12 protein-coding genes are annotated in these 16,116 nt (G+C 71.3%); 7 read left to right on the top strand and 5 right to left on the bottom strand.

The window, feature by feature from the left end:
* Positions 1–14 precede the first annotated feature (14 nt).
* Entirely contained in the window at positions 15–1,397 is a 1,383-nt protein-coding gene (locus tag IE124_RS02370; protein ID WP_189504241.1) for a glycine--tRNA ligase, read from the top strand.
* Positions 1,398–1,805: 408 nt separating this feature from the next.
* Here IE124_RS02370 and IE124_RS02375 read toward each other — a convergent pair whose 3' ends face one another.
* Both IE124_RS02375 and IE124_RS02380 read right to left on the bottom strand, forming a co-directional pair.
* Entirely contained in the window at positions 1,806–2,396 is a 591-nt protein-coding gene (locus tag IE124_RS02375; RefSeq protein WP_189504243.1) for a TetR/AcrR family transcriptional regulator, read from the bottom strand.
* 16 nt (positions 2,397–2,412) lie between these two features.
* Complete coding sequence (locus tag IE124_RS02380; RefSeq protein ID WP_189504245.1) at positions 2,413–3,456, bottom strand: aldo/keto reductase; 1,044 nt, start codon at positions 3,454–3,456, stop codon at positions 2,413–2,415.
* Positions 3,457–3,727: 271 nt separating this feature from the next.
* Between IE124_RS02380 and IE124_RS02385 the strand changes: the two genes are divergently transcribed.
* Positions 3,728–3,919 (top strand): DUF6243 family protein, encoded by a 192-nt coding sequence (locus tag IE124_RS02385; protein WP_189504247.1) that lies wholly within the window; start codon positions 3,728–3,730, stop codon positions 3,917–3,919.
* A gap of 59 nt (positions 3,920–3,978) precedes the next feature.
* Here IE124_RS02385 and IE124_RS02390 read toward each other — a convergent pair whose 3' ends face one another.
* Complete coding sequence (locus tag IE124_RS02390; protein ID WP_189504249.1) at positions 3,979–5,436, bottom strand: MFS transporter; 1,458 nt, start codon at positions 5,434–5,436, stop codon at positions 3,979–3,981.
* Between the two features lie 284 nt (positions 5,437–5,720).
* Between IE124_RS02390 and IE124_RS02395 the strand changes: the two genes are divergently transcribed.
* Complete coding sequence (locus IE124_RS02395) at positions 5,721–6,587, top strand: MmyB family transcriptional regulator (RefSeq protein ID WP_189504251.1); 867 nt, start codon at positions 5,721–5,723, stop codon at positions 6,585–6,587.
* 243 nt (positions 6,588–6,830) lie between these two features.
* Here IE124_RS02395 and IE124_RS02400 read toward each other — a convergent pair whose 3' ends face one another.
* The gene (locus IE124_RS02400; RefSeq protein ID WP_189504253.1) at positions 6,831–8,282 is read right to left on the bottom strand and encodes an MFS transporter; all 1,452 of its coding nucleotides are present in this window, start codon (positions 8,280–8,282) and stop codon (positions 6,831–6,833) included.
* A gap of 52 nt (positions 8,283–8,334) precedes the next feature.
* Here IE124_RS02400 and dusB point away from each other — a divergent pair, with 52 nt between their 5' ends.
* The 3 genes from dusB (at position 8,335) to IE124_RS02415 (ending at position 14,231) form a co-directional block, all read left to right on the top strand.
* A complete protein-coding gene (gene dusB, locus IE124_RS02405) occupies positions 8,335–9,471 on the top strand; it encodes a tRNA dihydrouridine synthase DusB (RefSeq protein ID WP_189504255.1) in 1,137 nt (378 codons plus the stop codon).
* A 366-nt stretch (positions 9,472–9,837) separates the two neighbouring features.
* A complete protein-coding gene (gene ppdK, locus IE124_RS02410; RefSeq protein WP_189504741.1) occupies positions 9,838–12,549 on the top strand; it encodes a pyruvate, phosphate dikinase in 2,712 nt (903 codons plus the stop codon).
* Positions 12,550–13,205: 656 nt separating this feature from the next.
* A complete protein-coding gene (locus IE124_RS02415; RefSeq protein WP_189504257.1) occupies positions 13,206–14,231 on the top strand; it encodes an ArsR/SmtB family transcription factor in 1,026 nt (341 codons plus the stop codon).
* Here the strand turns inward: IE124_RS02415 and IE124_RS02420 are convergent.
* Positions 14,201–15,358 carry an alkaline phosphatase PhoX gene (locus tag IE124_RS02420; protein ID WP_189504259.1) on the bottom strand — a complete coding sequence of 386 codons (1,158 nt, stop codon included), beginning with the start codon at positions 15,356–15,358 and terminating at the stop codon, positions 14,201–14,203. The two genes, IE124_RS02415 and IE124_RS02420, sit on opposite strands and share 31 nt — an antisense overlap.
* A 232-nt stretch (positions 15,359–15,590) precedes the next feature.
* On the opposite strand from IE124_RS02420, the gene IE124_RS02425 reads away from it, so the two are divergent.
* Entirely contained in the window at positions 15,591–16,046 is a 456-nt protein-coding gene (locus tag IE124_RS02425; protein ID WP_189504261.1) for a group III truncated hemoglobin, read from the top strand.
* Positions 16,047–16,116: the final 70 nt, after the last annotated feature.

A 16,116-nucleotide genomic window follows, 5' to 3' on the forward strand; every position in this document is an offset into this window, starting at 1 on the left:
ATGAAGAGAGCACCGTGGCCGCCGACAAGATCGACACCATCGTCAGCCTGAGCAAGCGCCGTGGCTTCGTCTACCCGTGCAGTGAGATCTACGGCGGCCAGCGTGCCGCCTGGGACTACGGACCGCTGGGTGTCGAGCTCAAGGAGAACCTCAAGCGCCAGTGGTGGCGTTACATGGTCACCGCGCGCGAGGACGTCGTCGGCATCGACTCGTCGGTGATCCTGGCCACCGAGGTGTGGGAGGCGTCCGGTCACGTCGCCACCTTCACCGACCCGCTGACCGAGTGCACCTCCTGCCACAAGCGCTTCCGCGCGGACCACCTGGAGGAGGCGTACGAGGCGAAGCACGGCCGCCTCCCCGAGAACGGCTTCGCCGACCTCAACTGCCCCAACTGCGGCAACAAGGGCACCTTCACCGAGCCCAAGCAGTTCTCCGGCCTGCTCTCCACGCACCTCGGCCCGACCCAGGACACCGGCTCCGTCGCCTACCTGCGTCCCGAGACCGCCCAGGGCATCTTCACCAACTTCGGCCAGGTCCAGCAGACCTCGCGCAAGAAGCCGCCGTTCGGCATCGGCCAGATGGGCAAGTCCTTCCGGAACGAGATCACTCCGGGCAACTTCATCTTCCGCACGCGCGAGTTCGAGCAGATGGAGATGGAGTTCTTCGTCAAGCCGGGCGAGGACGAGCAGTGGCAGGAGTACTGGATGGAGCAGCGCTGGAACTGGTACACGGGTCTGGGTCTCCGTGAGGAGAACATGCGCTGGTACGAGCACCCGAAGGAGAAGCTCTCCCACTACTCGAAGCGCACCGCCGACATCGAGTACCGCTTCCAGTTCGGCGGCAACGAGTGGGGCGAGCTGGAGGGCGTCGCCAACCGCACCGACTACGACCTGAACGCGCACTCCAAGGCCTCCGGCGCCAACCTCACCTACCTGGACCAGGAGACCGGCGAGCGCTACACGCCGTACGTCATCGAGCCCGCCGCCGGTGTCGGCCGCGCGATGCTGGCCTTCCTCCTCGACGCGTACAACGAGGACGAGGCCCCCAACGCCAAGGGCGTCATGGAGAAGCGCGCCGTGCTGCGCCTCGACCCGCGCCTGGCCCCGGTCAAGGTCGCCGTCCTGCCGCTGTCCCGCAACCCGCAGCTCTCCCCGAAGGCCAAGGGCCTCGCGGCGGACCTGCGTCAGAACTGGAACATCGAGTTCGACGACGCCGGCGCCATCGGCCGCCGCTACCGCCGCCAGGACGAGATCGGCACCCCGTTCTGCGTGACCGTCGACTTCGACACCCTCGACGACAACGCGGTGACCGTGCGCGAGCGCGACACCATGAAGCAGGAGCGCGTCTCCCTCGACCAGATCCAGGGCTACCTGGGCAGCCGCCTGCTCGGCTGCTGAACTCCCTGATCGCGTACGGCGAAGCCCCCGGTTCCGGATGTCGGAACCGGGGGCTTTCCCGTGCCGTCAGGCCGACGCGGTGGCCGACTCGGCCTGTGCGTCGGCCTCCGCCTGGCGCCGGCCCCTCGGCCGCCCTGCGCTTTCCGAACCAGGCCGTCCATGCGCCGAGGGCGCCGAGGACTCCCCTCGGTCAGGGTGTTGTACGTGAGGATCGGCGCGACCACGTTGAGGCCGATGGTGAGGACCCAACCGATCGCGGAGGCGGCGCCCGACCGGGCCGGCGGCTTGGCGGGTGTGGACATGGCTCCCCCTGGGAGCTTCTACGGTCGCGGTGCGGGAGAACGCTGGTGAGGCACCGGGAAGGGAAGGGGAAAGTCCAGGCCAAGTGATCTTCAAGAGCGCCGGGGCTCAGGCGCGCAGCGCCCTCTGCACCAGGGAGACCACCGCCGTGAAGGCGTCCTCGGCGGCCGGGGACGACCAGTCGGCGGCGTGGGCCGGGTTGTGGAATCGGTCCGTGGCGTCGAAGACCGCGCGGGCCGTCGCCTTGGCGTCCCGCTCCGGCGCGGCGAACAGGCCCTCGGTGCGGCCGGCCGCCAGGATCTCGGCGATCTGCTCGACGAGGTGGTCCTCGTGCCGGTCGACGACCGCGCTGTTCTCGCCGATCAGTACCTGGAACGTCGCCATCAGCTCCGGGTCGCCGCCCGCCTTGCGGCGCTTCAGGGTGAAGAGGGCCGTGAGCCAGCCGGTGAGCCGCTCGTCCGCGGGCTGCCCGCCATCGACGTACGGCCGCAGCGCGACGATCGTCCGCTCCAGCCACCGCTCGGTGACCGCCTCGCGGAGGGCCGCCTTCGTGCGGAAGTGGCGGTAGACGCTGCCGTGGCTGACGCCGAGCACCCGGGCCACGTCGACGACGGTCGCCTTCGCGGGGCCGTAGCGCCGGAGCACCTCCTCGGTGGCTTCGAGGATGCGCTCGGCGGTCAGGGTCTCGGTGGCGGCCATGGAATGACAGTACCTGTCAGTGCTCGCTGTCCAGGTGGGCCATCTGCGCCGCCGGGTAGCGCTCGCCGGCCGCGGCGCCCGCCGGTACCGCCTCCTCGATCGCCGCGAGGTCGGCGGCGTCGAGCGTGACGTCCAGGGCGCCGAGCGCCTCCACGAGCCGGTCCCGGCGCCGGGCTCCGACCAGCGGGACGATGTCCGCGCCCTGCCGCTCGCCCTGCGCGAGGACCCAGGCGATCGCGGTCTGCGCGACCGTCACGCCCTTCGCCTCGGCGAGGGCGCGCAGCCGGTCCACCAGGTCGAGGTTCCGGTGGAGGTTGTCCCCCTGGAAGCGCGGGCTCATGCCCCGGAAGTCGCCCGGTGCCAGCTCGCGGTCCCGGGTGAAGTGGCCGCTGATCAGGCCGCGCGACAGCACTCCGTACGCCGTGATCCCGATGCCCAGCTCGCGCGCGGTGGGCAGGATCTTCTCCTCGATGGAGCGGGAGATCAGCGAGTACTCGATCTGGAGGTCCGCGATCGGGGCCACGGCCGCCGCCCTGCGCAGGGTGTCCGCGCCGACCTCGGAGAGGCCGATGTGCCGGACGTGGCCCGCCTCGACCAGCTCGGCGATGGCGCCGACGGTCTCCTCGATCGGTACGTCGGGGTCGACGCGGGCGATCCGGTAGATGTCGATGTGGTCCGTGCCGAGGCGCTGGAGCGAGTACGCCGCGAAGTTCCTCACCGCGGCCGGGCGGCCGTCGTAGCCGGTGAAGCCGCCCTCGACCGTGCGCAGCGCGCCGAACTTCACACTGGTCAGCGCCTGCTCGCGGGCGGCGGCGGGGGCGCTGCGGAGGGCTTCGGCGATCAGGAGTTCGTTGTGCCCCATCCCGTAGAAGTCGCCCGTGTCGAGCAGGGTCACCCCGGCGTCCAGGGCGGCGTGGATCGTGGCGATCGACTCGGCGCGGTCGCTCTCCCCGTACAGCGCGGACATGCCCATGCAGCCGAGACCGAGGGCGGAGACCGCGGGGCCGGTGGCGCCGAGGTGACGGGTGGGGACGGTGGTGGCGTTCTGGTTCGTGGTCATGGAACAACCATGGCATGACCGATGACAGATTTCAATATTTGTCATTCGCTGGGGTGGGAGATGGGGGATGGATGGAGTGGAGGGAGAGGGGGATGGGAGGGGGATGGGGATGGGGTGGAGGGGGATGGGGTGGCGAGGGTGGGAAAAACGGGTGCCGCCTTCGAGGGGCCGGGGTAGCGTCGACGGCATGTCTCTGTTCTTCCAGATCTACGAGTGAGCGCGCCGCACAGGCCGTCCGACCACCGCACACCTCACTGATTGGGAGAACCCCATGGGTAAGAGCCGAAACGACCTCCTCGGCGTCGGCGGACAGCGGAAGAAGCTGTCCCGCGCCGACCAGCACGGCACCGGACGGAGCCGTGGCGCCGTCCGCCGCACGGCCGACGAGCAGAAGCAGGAGCTCCTGAAGAAGATGCGCGAGCGCGCGCAGGGAGCCGGGGCCGCCGAGAGCGGTCAGGAGTAGCCGTCGTCATCGAGTGACGTGGGGGCCCGGGGTGTTCGCATCCCGGGCCCTTTTGCTCCTCACCTCAGGTGCTTCGGCAGGCGCAGCGCCGCCACCGCCGTCACGAGCGCCGTCGCCAGCTGGAGCAGCAGGGTCACCGTCAGGGCCGTCCCCGAGTCCGGGTCGGCGGCGGACAGGCTCAGGAAGAGCGTGCCGAGGGTGGCCACGCCCAGGGTCAGCGCCGCCTGCTGGGTCGTGACCAGGACCCCGCTGCCCACACCCGCCCGCTCCGCCGGCACCTCCGAGAGCACCACCCGGAAGAGCACCGGAAGCTGGAGGCCCTGCCCGAGCCCCGCGAGCGCCATGCCCGGAGCGAGGCTTCCCACCGACAGGTCCGGCCAGGAGCGCCAGGCCGTCAGGGCGAGCAGTCCCAGGCCGAGGGCCTGGAGCAGGGCGCCCGCCGGAACCACCCGGGTGCCCCAGCGCCGTACGAGCCGAGGGCCTGCCAGTGAGGCCCCGAAGAAGGCCACCGCCATCGGGACGAGCGCGAGCCCCGAGGCCACCGCCCCCAGGCCCAGGCCCTGCTGGAGCGCGACCGCGATCACGAACATGAAGCCGCCGAAGCCCCCCGACAGCGGCAGGACCAGGAGCAATCCGCGCCGCAGCGGGACCAGGCCGAGCAGGCTGGGCGGGACCAGCGGGGTGTCGCCCCGGGCCTCCGCCCGCCGCTCCACCCGCCAGAAGGCGGCCGCCGCGAACGGGAACACGGCGAGCGAGACCCAGGTCCACAGCGGCCAGCCTGCCGTCCGGCCCTCCGTCAGCGGGGCGAGCAGGGTGAACAGCGCGACCGCGAGCAGCAGCGTGCCCCGCACGTCGACCGGGGCCGGCCGGTCCGAGCGGGTCTCCGGCACGGTCCGCAGGGCGAGCAGGAGGCCCGCGACCGCCACCGGCACGTTCACCAGGAAGACCGACCGCCAGCCCGTGCCCGCGAGGTCGGCGGCGACGAGGACGCCGCCCAGGATCTGACCGGCCACCATCGACAGGCCGGCGGTCGCCCCGTACAGGCTCAGCGCCTTCGCGCGGCGCGGTCCCGTCGTGGAGGCGTGGATGGTCGCGAGCACCTGCGGCAGCATCAGTGCCGCCGCCGCGCCCTGCGCCACCCGGGCCGCGACGAGGGTCCACGCGTCCGGGGCGAGCCCGCAGGCCAGCGAGGTCAGGCCGAAGGCGGTCATGCCGGCGAGGAAGAGGCGGCGGCGTCCGAAGAGGTCGCCGAGACGTCCGCCGAGGACGAGGAGGACGGCGTACGACAGGCCGTATCCGGCCACGATCAGTTCGAGGAGCGAGGGACCGGCCGCCAGGTCCCGGCCGATGGACGGCAGGGCGACGTTGACGATGAAGAAGTCGATCAGCGGCAGCGCGGCGCCGAGAAGGACCGTGAACAGGCCCAGCGGGCCGAGCGTCGCGGGGCCGGGACCGGCGGTCGGTGCGCCGGTGGGGGCGGGGGTGGAGGTGGAGGCGGAGGCGGAGGTCGAAGTCACGCCTTCGACGATCCGCTCACCCTCAGCCTGGTACCAGAGTCTTCTTATCCTGGTAGTGGCGCTACCTGGCAACCGGACGGCCGGTCCGTCACCCTGGAGGAGTGACGATCATGACGACGCCCGTGACAGAGGCTTCGCCGGGGGCTGCGGCTTCGCCCGTGACGGAGGCTTCGCCCGTGACGGAGGCTTCGCCCGTGACGGAGGCTTCGCCCGTGACGGAGGCTTCGCCCGTGACGGAGGCTTCGCCCGTGACGGAGGCTTCGCCCGTGACGGAGGCTTCGCCCGTGACCGCGGCCTCCCCCCGGGCCCGGCGGCACGAACTCGCCGCCTTCCTTCGCAGCCGCCGCGAGCGCATCACCCCCGAACAGGTCGGCCTTCCGCGTGGCCGCCGCCGGCGAACCCCCGGCCTGCGCCGCGAGGAGGTCGCGCACCTCTCCGCCGTCGGCGTCACCTGGTACACCTGGCTCGAACAGGCCCGCGACATCCAGGTCTCCCCGCAGGTCCTCGACGCCCTCGCCGACGCGCTGCTCCTCGACCCGACCGAGCGGACCCACCTCTTCGCCCTCGCCGCGCAGGCCGACCCGCACCCCGGGACGAGCTCCCCGGCCGTCACGCCCGCGCTGCGGCAGATGCTCGACCAGCTGGAACCCCTGCCCGCCGCCGTCCAGAACAGCCGCTTCGACTTCCTCGCCTACAACCGCACCTTCGGGCGGCTCTTCCGCGACCTCGACTCCCTGCCCCGCGAGGACCGCAACTCCCTCTGGCTGGCCTTCACCGACGCGGACTTCCGGGCCGCCGCCACCGACCTGCCGGACCTCCTCCCGATCCTCGCCGGGAAGCTCCGCGCCGCCATGGCCGAACACCTGGCGGAGCCCGCCTGGAAGGCGCTCGTCCAGCGGCTCGAACGGGCCTCGCCCGAATTCCGGGAGATCTGGGCCCGGCACGACGTGGTCGCCCCGGGCGGGCGCACCAAGGTCATCCACAACGCCCTGGTCGGGGTGCTGCGCTTCGAGCACACCAACCTGTGGCTGGGCCCGACGTCCGGGCCGTGCCTCGTGACGTACGTCCCGGTGGACGCGGCGACCCGGGCGGGCGTCGAGCGGCTCCTCGCGCTGGTCGTCGAGGGGGAGGGGGAGGGGGAGGGGGAGTAGGGCGAGTCGCCGTCCGCGCCCGTCGGTCAGTCGGCCGGCCGGGGCGGTCCCGTCGGTCCGCCGGTCAGTACGGGCGGTCCCGTCGGTCCGCGGGTCAGTACGGGCGGTCCCGTCGGTCCGCGGGTCAGTACGGGCGGTCCCGTCGGTCCTCGGGTCAGTACGGGCGGTCCCGTCGGTCCTCGGGTCAGTACGGGCGGTCCCGTCGGCCGGTCCCGCCCGCCAGCTCCTCGGCGGACCCGACGGTCAGCCCCGCGGCGGACCCGCCCGCACCGCCGTGTGAACGTCCTCCTCCGCCGCCAGGAACCGGGCCGTCCGCTCCGCCGTGTGCCGCGCCCACGCCCCGCTCGTCAGCGCACCCACCAGGAGGACGGCGGCCCCGCAGGCCGTCACGATCCAGTAGCCCGGGCGGGCCGGGGCGACGAACGTCTCCGGGGCCGTGCCCGCGCCCACGCCCGCCGCCAGCACCGCGCCGACCACCGCCACCCCGAGGGTCTGCCCGACCTGGCGGCTCGTCGAGGCCACCGCGGCGGCCACCCCCGCCTGCGCCCGGGGCATCCCGGAGACCGCGGTGTTCGTGATCGGCGCGTTCGCCAGACCGAAGCCGATGCCGAAGAGCACGTACCCGGTGAAGAGCAGCGGATCGCTCGTCTCGGCCTCGAAGGCGGCGAAGAGCAGCGACCCGGCCGCCATCGTCGCGCCGGAGAGCAGCAGCGAGGGGCGCGGCCCGCGCGCTGCCGTCAGCCGCCCCGACAGCGGTGCGAAGACGAAGGTCATGCCGGCCAGCGGCAGCATGTAGAGCCCCGCCTCCAGGGGGGAGAGGCCTCGCACGTCCTGGAGGTACAGCGTGTTCAGGAAGAGGAAGCCGCCCAGCGCCGCGAAGGCGCAGACCGCGATCACCGTGGCCCCGCTGAAGGGCGCGCTGCGGAAGAACCGCAGGTCGATCAGGGGCTCGCGGCGCCTCGGCTCGTAGACGAGCACCCCGGCGAGGGCGGCGACGGCGATCCCGGCGAAAAGGGGGTCGCGCTCGATGATCGCGTACGTGAGCGAGCCGAGGAGCGCCGCGACGAGGAGCTGTCCGACGGGGTCGGGGCGCCGGGGCCGGGGCGCGCGGGACTCGGGGACGTACCGCAGGGTGAGGAGCAGGGCGACGAGGGCGACCGGCAGGTTCACCCAGAAGATCGCCCGCCAGCCGACCGACTCGACGAGCAGACCGCCCACCAGCGGGCCCGCGGCCATGGAGATGCCGACCACCGCGCCCCAGGCGCCGATGGCACGCGCGCGTGCGGCGGGCTCGGTGAAGGTGTTGGTGATGATCGACATGGCGACCGGGTTCAGCATCGAGCCGCCGACGGCCTGCACCGCCCGGAAGGCGATCAGGGCCTCCAGGCTGGGCGCGAGGGAGCAGAGCAGCGAGCCGAGGGCGAAGACGACCAGGCCCGTGACGAAGACCTTGCGGCGGCCGATCCGGTCGGCGGTCGAGCCGGCGAGCATCAGCAGCGAGGCGAGGACCAGCGTGTAGGCGTCGATGACCCACTGCAGGCCGGAGACGGAGGCGCCCAGGTCGCGCCGCAGGGAGGGCAGGGCGACGTTGAGGGCGGTGTTGTCCAGGCTGACGATCAGCAGGCTCATGCAGCAGATCGCGAGGACGACGAGCTGCCGGCGCCGGGGGAGCTGCGAGCGTGTGAGCTCTGGCATGTTCGGATAGTACGGCTAACTAATGACCGGCGCAGTGCGCGACAATGGCCCAATGACCGCGTTCTCCCCCCTCGCCATCGGGCCGCACATCGTGCAGCCGCCGGTGGTGCTCGCCCCGATGGCCGGCATCACCAACGCCCCCTTCCGTACCCTCTGCCGCGAGTTCAGCGGCGGCAAGGGGCTGTTCGTGAGCGAGATGATCACGACGCGCGCTCTGGTCGAGCGCAACGAGAAGACGATGCAGCTCATCCGGTTCGACGAGACCGAGAAGCCGCGCTCGATCCAGCTGTACGGGGTGGACCCCGTGACGGTCGGCAAGGCCGTGCGGATGATCGTCGACGAGGACCTCGCCGACCACATCGACCTGAACTTCGGCTGCCCGGTCCCCAAGGTGACGCGGAAGGGCGGCGGCTCGGCCCTGCCCTACAAGCGGCCGCTGCTGCGCGCGATCCTCAACGAGGCCGTGGGCAACGCGGGTGACCTGCCGGTCACGATGAAGATGCGCAAGGGCATCGACGACGACCACATCACCTATCTCGACGCGGGCCGGATCGCGGTCGAGGAGGGTGTCACGGCGATCGCGCTGCACGGGCGGACGGCGGCCCAGCACTACGGCGGTACGGCGGACTGGGACGCGATCGCGCGCCTCAAGGAGCACGTCCCGGAGATCCCGGTCCTCGGCAACGGCGACATCTGGTCGGCCGACGACGCCCTGCGGATGATGCGGGAGACGGGCTGCGACGGTGTGGTCGTCGGGCGCGGCTGCCTGGGGCGGCCGTGGCTCTTCGGCGACCTCGTGGCCGGCTTCGAGGGCACCGGCGAGTACGCGCAGCCGGGTCTGCGGGTGGTCGCGGACGCGATGGTGCGGCACGCGCGGCTGCTCGGCGAGTGGCTCGGCGACGAGGCACGCGGTGTCATCGACTTCCGCAAGCATGTCGCCTGGTACTTGAAGGGCTTCGCGGTCGGCTCCGAGATGCGCAAGAAGCTCGCCATCACCTCTTCCCTGGACGAGCTGCGCGCTCAGTTGAGCGAGCTCGACCTGGACCAGCCGTGGCCGGTGGGCGCGGACGGTCCGCGGGGCCGTACGTCCGGAAACAACCGAGTCGTCCTGCCGGATGGCTGGTTGAAGGACCCGTACGACTGCGCGGGCGTGAGTGAGGACGCCGAGCTGGACACGTCCGGCGGGTGAGATCCGTGCAGGAAACGACCTTTCCTGAGGAGTGATCCTCGCCACCCCTGAGGGGGGTGGCGCTCACATGAGCAGATAACGGTCGGCTGCACAGCCTGAAGGGTGGCACTGGGTGCCACCCTTTTTGCGTTCAAGAAGTGAACACAAGTGCTCGGATGTATGCTCACCTGAGCGGCAAGCCTCTATTTTGGGTCATCTGAGCTTCGGGGCCTGAAAGCGGAAGCTACCTCTCAGTTACTTTCGATGTGCTGGCGGACGGGTGGTTAAGACCATGTGACCGGCAGGCGTACCTCCACAGACGCCTTCGATCTGGGTATGTTCCTCGCCGTCAGGGCAGCCAACCGAGTCATCGAGGAGTCGGGACCCGTGTCGGAAATTAATGATCAGAAGTTCGTCTACGACTTCACCGAGGGCAACAGGGACCTGAAGGACCTGCTCGGTGGCAAGGGCGCGAACCTCGCCGAGATGACCAACCTCGGCCTGCCGGTTCCCCCCGGCTTCACGATCACCACCGAGGCGTGCAAGGTCTACCTCGAGAGCGGCTCGGAGCCCGTCGCACTGCGCGACGAGGTCAGCGCCCACCTCGACGCCCTTGAGCAGCAGATGGGCAAGAAGCTCGGCCAGGCCGACGACCCGCTGCTCGTCTCCGTCCGCTCCGGAGCCAAGTTCTCCATGCCGGGCATGATGGACACGGTCCTCAACATCGGCCTCTCCGACGAGTCCGTGGCCGGCCTCGCCCGCCAGGCCGACAACGAGCGCTTCGCGTGGGACTCGTACCGCCGCCTCATCCAGATGTTCGGCAAGACCGTCCTCGGCGTCGACGGCGAGCTCTTCGAGGAGGCCCTCGACGAGGCCAAGGCCGCGAAGAAGGTCGCCAGCGACACCGACCTGGACGCCGCCGACCTCAAGAAGGTCGTCAAGCACTTCAAGAAGATCGTGAAGGCCCAGACCGGCCGCGACTTCCCCCAGGACGCGCGTGAGCAGATGGACCTCGCCATCGAGGCCGTCTTCAACTCCTGGAACACCGACCGCGCGAAGCTCTACCGCCGCCAGGAGCGCATCCCGGGCGACCTCGGCACCGCCGTCAACGTCTGCTCGATGGTCTTCGGCAACCTCGGCCCGGACTCCGGCACCGGCGTCGCCTTCACCCGCGACCCCGCCTCGGGCCACGCCGGCGTCTACGGCGACTACCTGCAGAACGCGCAGGGCGAGGACGTCGTCGCCGGTATCCGCAACACCGTGCCGCTGGCCGACCTCGAGTCGATCGACAAGAAGTCGTACGACCAGCTCATGCACATCATGGAGACGCTGGAGACCCACTACAAGGATCTCTGCGACATCGAGTTCACCATCGAGCGCGGCCAGCTCTGGATGCTCCAGACCCGTGTCGGCAAGCGCACGGCCGGTGCCGCCTTCCGCATCGCCACGCAGCTCGTGGACCAGGGCCTGATCGACGAGGCCGAGGCGCTCCAGCGCGTCACCGGCGCCCAGCTCGCGCAGCTCATGTTCCCGAAGTTCGACGAGAACGCGAAGGTCGAGCAGATCGGGCGCGGCATCGCCGCCTCCCCGGGCGCCGCCGTCGGCAAGGCCGTCTTCGACTCGTACACCGCGGTCAAGTGGTCCCGCTCCGGCGAGAAGGTCATCCTGATCCGACGCGAGACCAACCCGGACGACCTGGACGGCATGATCGCCGCCGAGGGCATCCTCACCTCGCGCGGCGGCAAGACCTCGCACGCCGCCGTCGTCGCCCGCGGCATGGGCAAGACCTGTGTCTGCGGCGCCGAGGAGCTCGAGGTCGACACCAAGCGCCGCCGGATGACCACGGCCGACGGCCAGGTCGTCGAGGAGGGCGACGTCGTCTCCATCGACGGCTCCACCGGCAAGGTGTACCTCGGTGAGGTACCCGTCGTGCCGTCCCCGGTCGTCGAGTACTTCGAGGGCCGCATGCACGCCGGCGCCGACGACGCCGACGAGCTCGTCGCCGCCGTGCACCGCGTCATGGCCTACGCGGACCGCGTCCGCCGGCTGCGCGTCCGCGCCAACGCCGACAACGCCGAGGACGCGCTGCGCGCCCGCCGCTTCGGCGCCCAGGGCATCGGCCTGTGCCGCACCGAGCACATGTTCCTCGGTGAGCGCCGCCAGTACGTCGAGCGCCTCATCCTCGCCGACACGGACGCCGAGCGCGAGGAGTCGCTGAAGGCCCTCCTGCCGCTGCAGAAGCAGGACTTCATCGAGCTCTTCGAGGCCATGGACGGGCTGCCCGTCACGGTCCGCCTGCTCGACCCGCCGCTGCACGAGTTCCTGCCCGACATCACCGAGCTGTCGGTGCGCGTCGCCCTCGCCGAGTCCCGCAAGGAGCCGCACGAGAACGACCTGCGCCTGCTCCAGGCCGTGCACCGGCTGCACGAGCAGAACCCGATGCTGGGTCTGCGCGGCGTCCGCCTCGGCCTGGTCATCCCCGGCCTGTTCACCATGCAGGTCCGGGCGATCGCCGAGGCCGCGGCCCAGCGTGTCGACGCCAAGGGCGACCCGCGCGTCGAGATCATGATCCCGCTCGTCGGCACCGTCCAGGAGCTGGAGATCGTCCGCGAGGAGGCCGAGCAGGTCATCGCCGAGGTCCAGGCGCAGACCGGCGTCGAGCTGAAGCTCGCGCTCGGCACCATGATCGAGCTGCCGCGCGCCGCCGTGACCGCCGGACAGATCGCCGAGGCCGCGGAGTTCTTCTCCTTCGGCACGAACGACCTGACGCAGACGGTCTGGGGCTTCTCCCGCGACGACGTGGAGGCCTCGTTCTTCACCGCGTACCTGGAGAAGGGCATCTTCGGCGTCAGCCCCTTCGAGACCATCGACAAGGACGGCGTCGGCGCGCTCGTGCGCAGCGCCGTCCAGGCCGGCCGCGCCACCCGCCCCGACATCAAGCTCGGCGTCTGCGGCGAGCACGGCGGCGACCCGGAGTCGGTGCACTTCTTCCACGAGGTCGGCCTCGACTACGTCTCCTGCTCGCCCTTCCGGATCCCGGTGGCGCGCCTGGAGGCCGGCCGTGCGGCGGCCGAGTCGAAGGGCAGCGACAGCCGCTGAGTCCTGCTGAACCGGTGTTCAGGAGCGGCGGTCGGGCCCTCCTGAACGCCGGTTCAGCAGCGGTACCGGTCCTTGCTGAACCCCGGTTCAGCAGCCGTGCCGATCCTTGCTGAACCCCTGTTCAGCAGCGGAAACGCGGAACCACCGGGGTCGCCGTCGGTCACTTTCGACCCTCACCGACGGGCGGCGGCCCCGGGCGCCAAAGAGAGACGGGGCGGACACCTTTGTGCGGAGGTGTCCGCCCCGTCGCGTTTCACCCTGATCGAGGCCGCTCATTTTGCTTGGCCGTCGATCAGATGTGAGTTCCTGTTCAATTTCGGCCGATTGAATTATTGGCCATTGAACTTTTCTGTTTCCTCGACGCAAAGAACGGGGCGGGCGCGACCCCCGGATCCCCACCCAGGGGCCGCGCCCTTTACCGATGTCGGGCAGGTGAGCCGCAACCTCGCCGACCGCCGCCGGACGCGCAAAGCCCCCCACGGTCTTCGCCACGTCACCTCGGTCCTGAAGGTTTCCTGCCCGACCCGCACAGCTTTTCGTTTCCTCCCTGATTGCCGCGATGCTTTTCAACTGTGGCTGAAACACCCTGGTAACGTGCTGTGATGCTGTGCATACTCGTCGTCGGGGGTGGTTGCGAGTGCACAGGTGGGGACGTCATGCTGCGGATTCATTTCACCGGAAACGACTTGGCGGGGGTGCGGACGGCCGCCCGGCCGGATGTTCTATGGGAAACCATTCTCAGCTTTCACCGCTTAAGGGACCGGCGCGGATCGGTCGTCTACCGGGAATGGCGTACGGCGGCCCGGACACGGCTCGGGGGTGAGACCCGGCTCCTGGCCGCGCTCGTTCCCAGCCGCGGCTATTTTCCCGACTTCCTGACGCCCGCCGAAGGCGTCCACGGCCTCGACGAGGGCCTCCAGGCGATCCGTGCGACCGACTCGGGCCGGCTCCGCGGCGAGCTCTCCCTGCTCGCCGCCGACCGCTCCGGGGCCCGGACCGTGCCCCACTCGCTGCGCGCCCTCGCCGACGGCGGCGCGGAGCCCTTCGACCGGCTCGTGGGGGCCCTGCGCAGCTACCACCGGGCCGCGATCGAGCCGTACTGGCCGCACATCCGCGCCCGCGTCGAGGCCGACAGGGCGCGCCGCGGCCGGGCCCTGCTCGACGGCGGCGCCGACGAACTGCTCGCCTCGCTGCCGCCGATGCTGCGCTGGCGCGCACCCGTCCTGGAGGCCGACTACCCGGTCGACCGGGACGTCCACCTCGACGGGCGGGGGCTGCTGCTCCAGCCCTCGTACTTCTGCCGGGGGACACCGGTGGTGCTGCGCGACCCCGCGCTGCCGCCGGTCCTCGTCTACCCCGTCACCCACGGCGAGGCGCCGACCGTCCGCGAGCCGGGCGGCTCCTCGCTCGCCAAGCTGGTCGGCCAGACCCGCTCGACGGTCCTGCACGCCATCGGGGACGGCGGCACGACGAGCGAGCTCGCGCGCCGCGCGGGGGTCTCGCTCGCCTCCGCCAGCCAGCACGCGGGCGTGCTCCGGGAGGCCGGGCTCATCGCGACCCTGCGCCACGGGAACGCGGTCCTGCACACCCTGACGCCGTTGGGCGCCGCCCTGCTCGGCGGCGCCCAACGGACCACGGTGGACCTGCGGTGCTACGCGCGGAACGGGCCGGTCACCTCGTAGGTGATACCGCCCGAGGAGCTGCCGCTCGTGCCCCGCTGGCTGGAGAAGTACAGGCGCGAGCCGTCGGGGGAGAAGGCCGGTCCGGTGATCTCGGAGCTCGACTGGCCGGTGATCCGGAGGAACGGCGCGACGACGTCGTCCGGGGTGATGACGCAGATCTCCATGTTGCCGCCGTCCTCGGCGACGAACAGGTCGCCGGAGGACGTGCCGGTGATGTTGTCGACGCCGGTCAGCGGGGCGCCGCCGCCGGAGACGAGCGAGTCGTCGTAGGCCAGCTCGTAGGTGCCGGCGGCGAGGTTCACCTGCCAGACGCGGTTGTCGCCCTTGGTGGTGAACCAGACGGTGTCGTCCGCGTAGTAGCAGCCCTCGCCGCCGTTGAAGCGCTTGGCGCCGGAGACCTGGTTGCGGGTGGTGGTCGGCGAGCCGTCCGGGTCCGGCACGTTCTGCCAGGTGAAGGTGCCGGAGGTGGCGGTGCCCGCCTTGAAGACCTGGAGGGTGCCGGAGGAGAGGTTGCCCCAGGTCGTCGGGAGGAAGCGGTAGAAGCAGCCGTCCGACTCGTCCTCGGTCAGGTAGATCGCCTGGCGGACCGGGTCGGCCGCGGCGGCCTCGTGCTTGAACCGGCCCATCGCGTCCCGGCGGGTGGCGGTGCCGCCCCACGGGTTCGTCTCGTAGACGTAGCCGAGGGACACCTCCTCGCAGGAGAGCCAGGTGTTCCACGGGGTGGCGCCGCCCGCGCAGTTCTGCCGGGTGTTGGAGAGGATCCGGTACGCGCCGGTGATCGTGCCCGCGGAGTTGAACTTCACCGCGCTCGCGCCGCCGCTCGGGTTGATCTCCGAGTTCGAGACATAGATCCAGCCGGTGCCGTCGACGAAGCAGGCGCCGCCGTCGGGGGCGTTGTGCCAGGTGTAGGAGGTGCCGGTCACGGTCTGGCCGGACCGGGCGATCACCCGGCTGGTGAACCCGGCCGGCAGCAGGATGCCGTTCGAGTCCGCCGCGCCGAGCGCCCCGTAGGGGCCGGCGCCGGGCTGGGCGGGGGCGGCGAAGGCCGCCCCGTGCCAGAGGCTGCCGCCGAAGGCGGCGGCGGAGGTGCCGATGACCGCTCCACGCAGGAAACTGCGTCGCTCCACGTCTCACTCCTGAAGAGGGTGATGAACCGCCCCGCGCCGGTCGGCGGCGGGGTCGCGCGCTTCCGGAACCTAGGAGTCCCGCGTTGACGGTGCATCAACGAGCGATGACGTGGAAGAGGCGGGGACGGGGCGAAGGGCCGCGCCGAGGGAGGGCGGGGGCGTGAGGGGAGTACGGGGTGCCCGGGACGTTCGGCACTGGGGGAACGGGGGCCGGGCGGGCAGACTGGGAGGCATGCGCTCCACCACCCGGGACATCAGCGACCGCGACGACCTCGACGTCATCCTGCGCCGCTTCTACACGGCCGCCTTCGCGGACCCGCTGATCGGGCCCTTCTTCACCGAGATCGCCGGCACGGACCTGGAGGTCCACCTGCCGCGGATCACCGACTTCTGGGAGCGCGCCCTCTTCCGTACCGCCGACTACGGGCGGGACGCCTTCGCGCCGCACGCCGCGCTCCACTCCGCGCGCCCGCTCACCGCCGCTCACTTCGGGCGCTGGACACAGCTCTGGCGCGCCACCGTCGACGGCCTCCACCAGGGCCCGAGGGCCGAGCGGGCCAAGGCGCAGGGCGAGCGGATCGCCGTCGCGATGCTGCGGCGGCTGGCCGGGCCGGACGCGGCGACCGAGGGCGGAGGCAGCGGGGGATTCGTCCCCTTGGCGGCGTTCGAGCTGCGCTCGGTGGCCTGACCGGAGAAACCTTCGGAGAATTTCCCGGGAGAGCGATGAGTTCCGGGCGGGACGCCCGTCTTACCTCTCG

Origin of the sequence: Streptomyces narbonensis (genome assembly GCF_014649015.1) — a bacterium.
GTDB lineage: Bacteria > Actinomycetota > Actinomycetes > Streptomycetales > Streptomycetaceae > Streptomyces > Streptomyces narbonensis.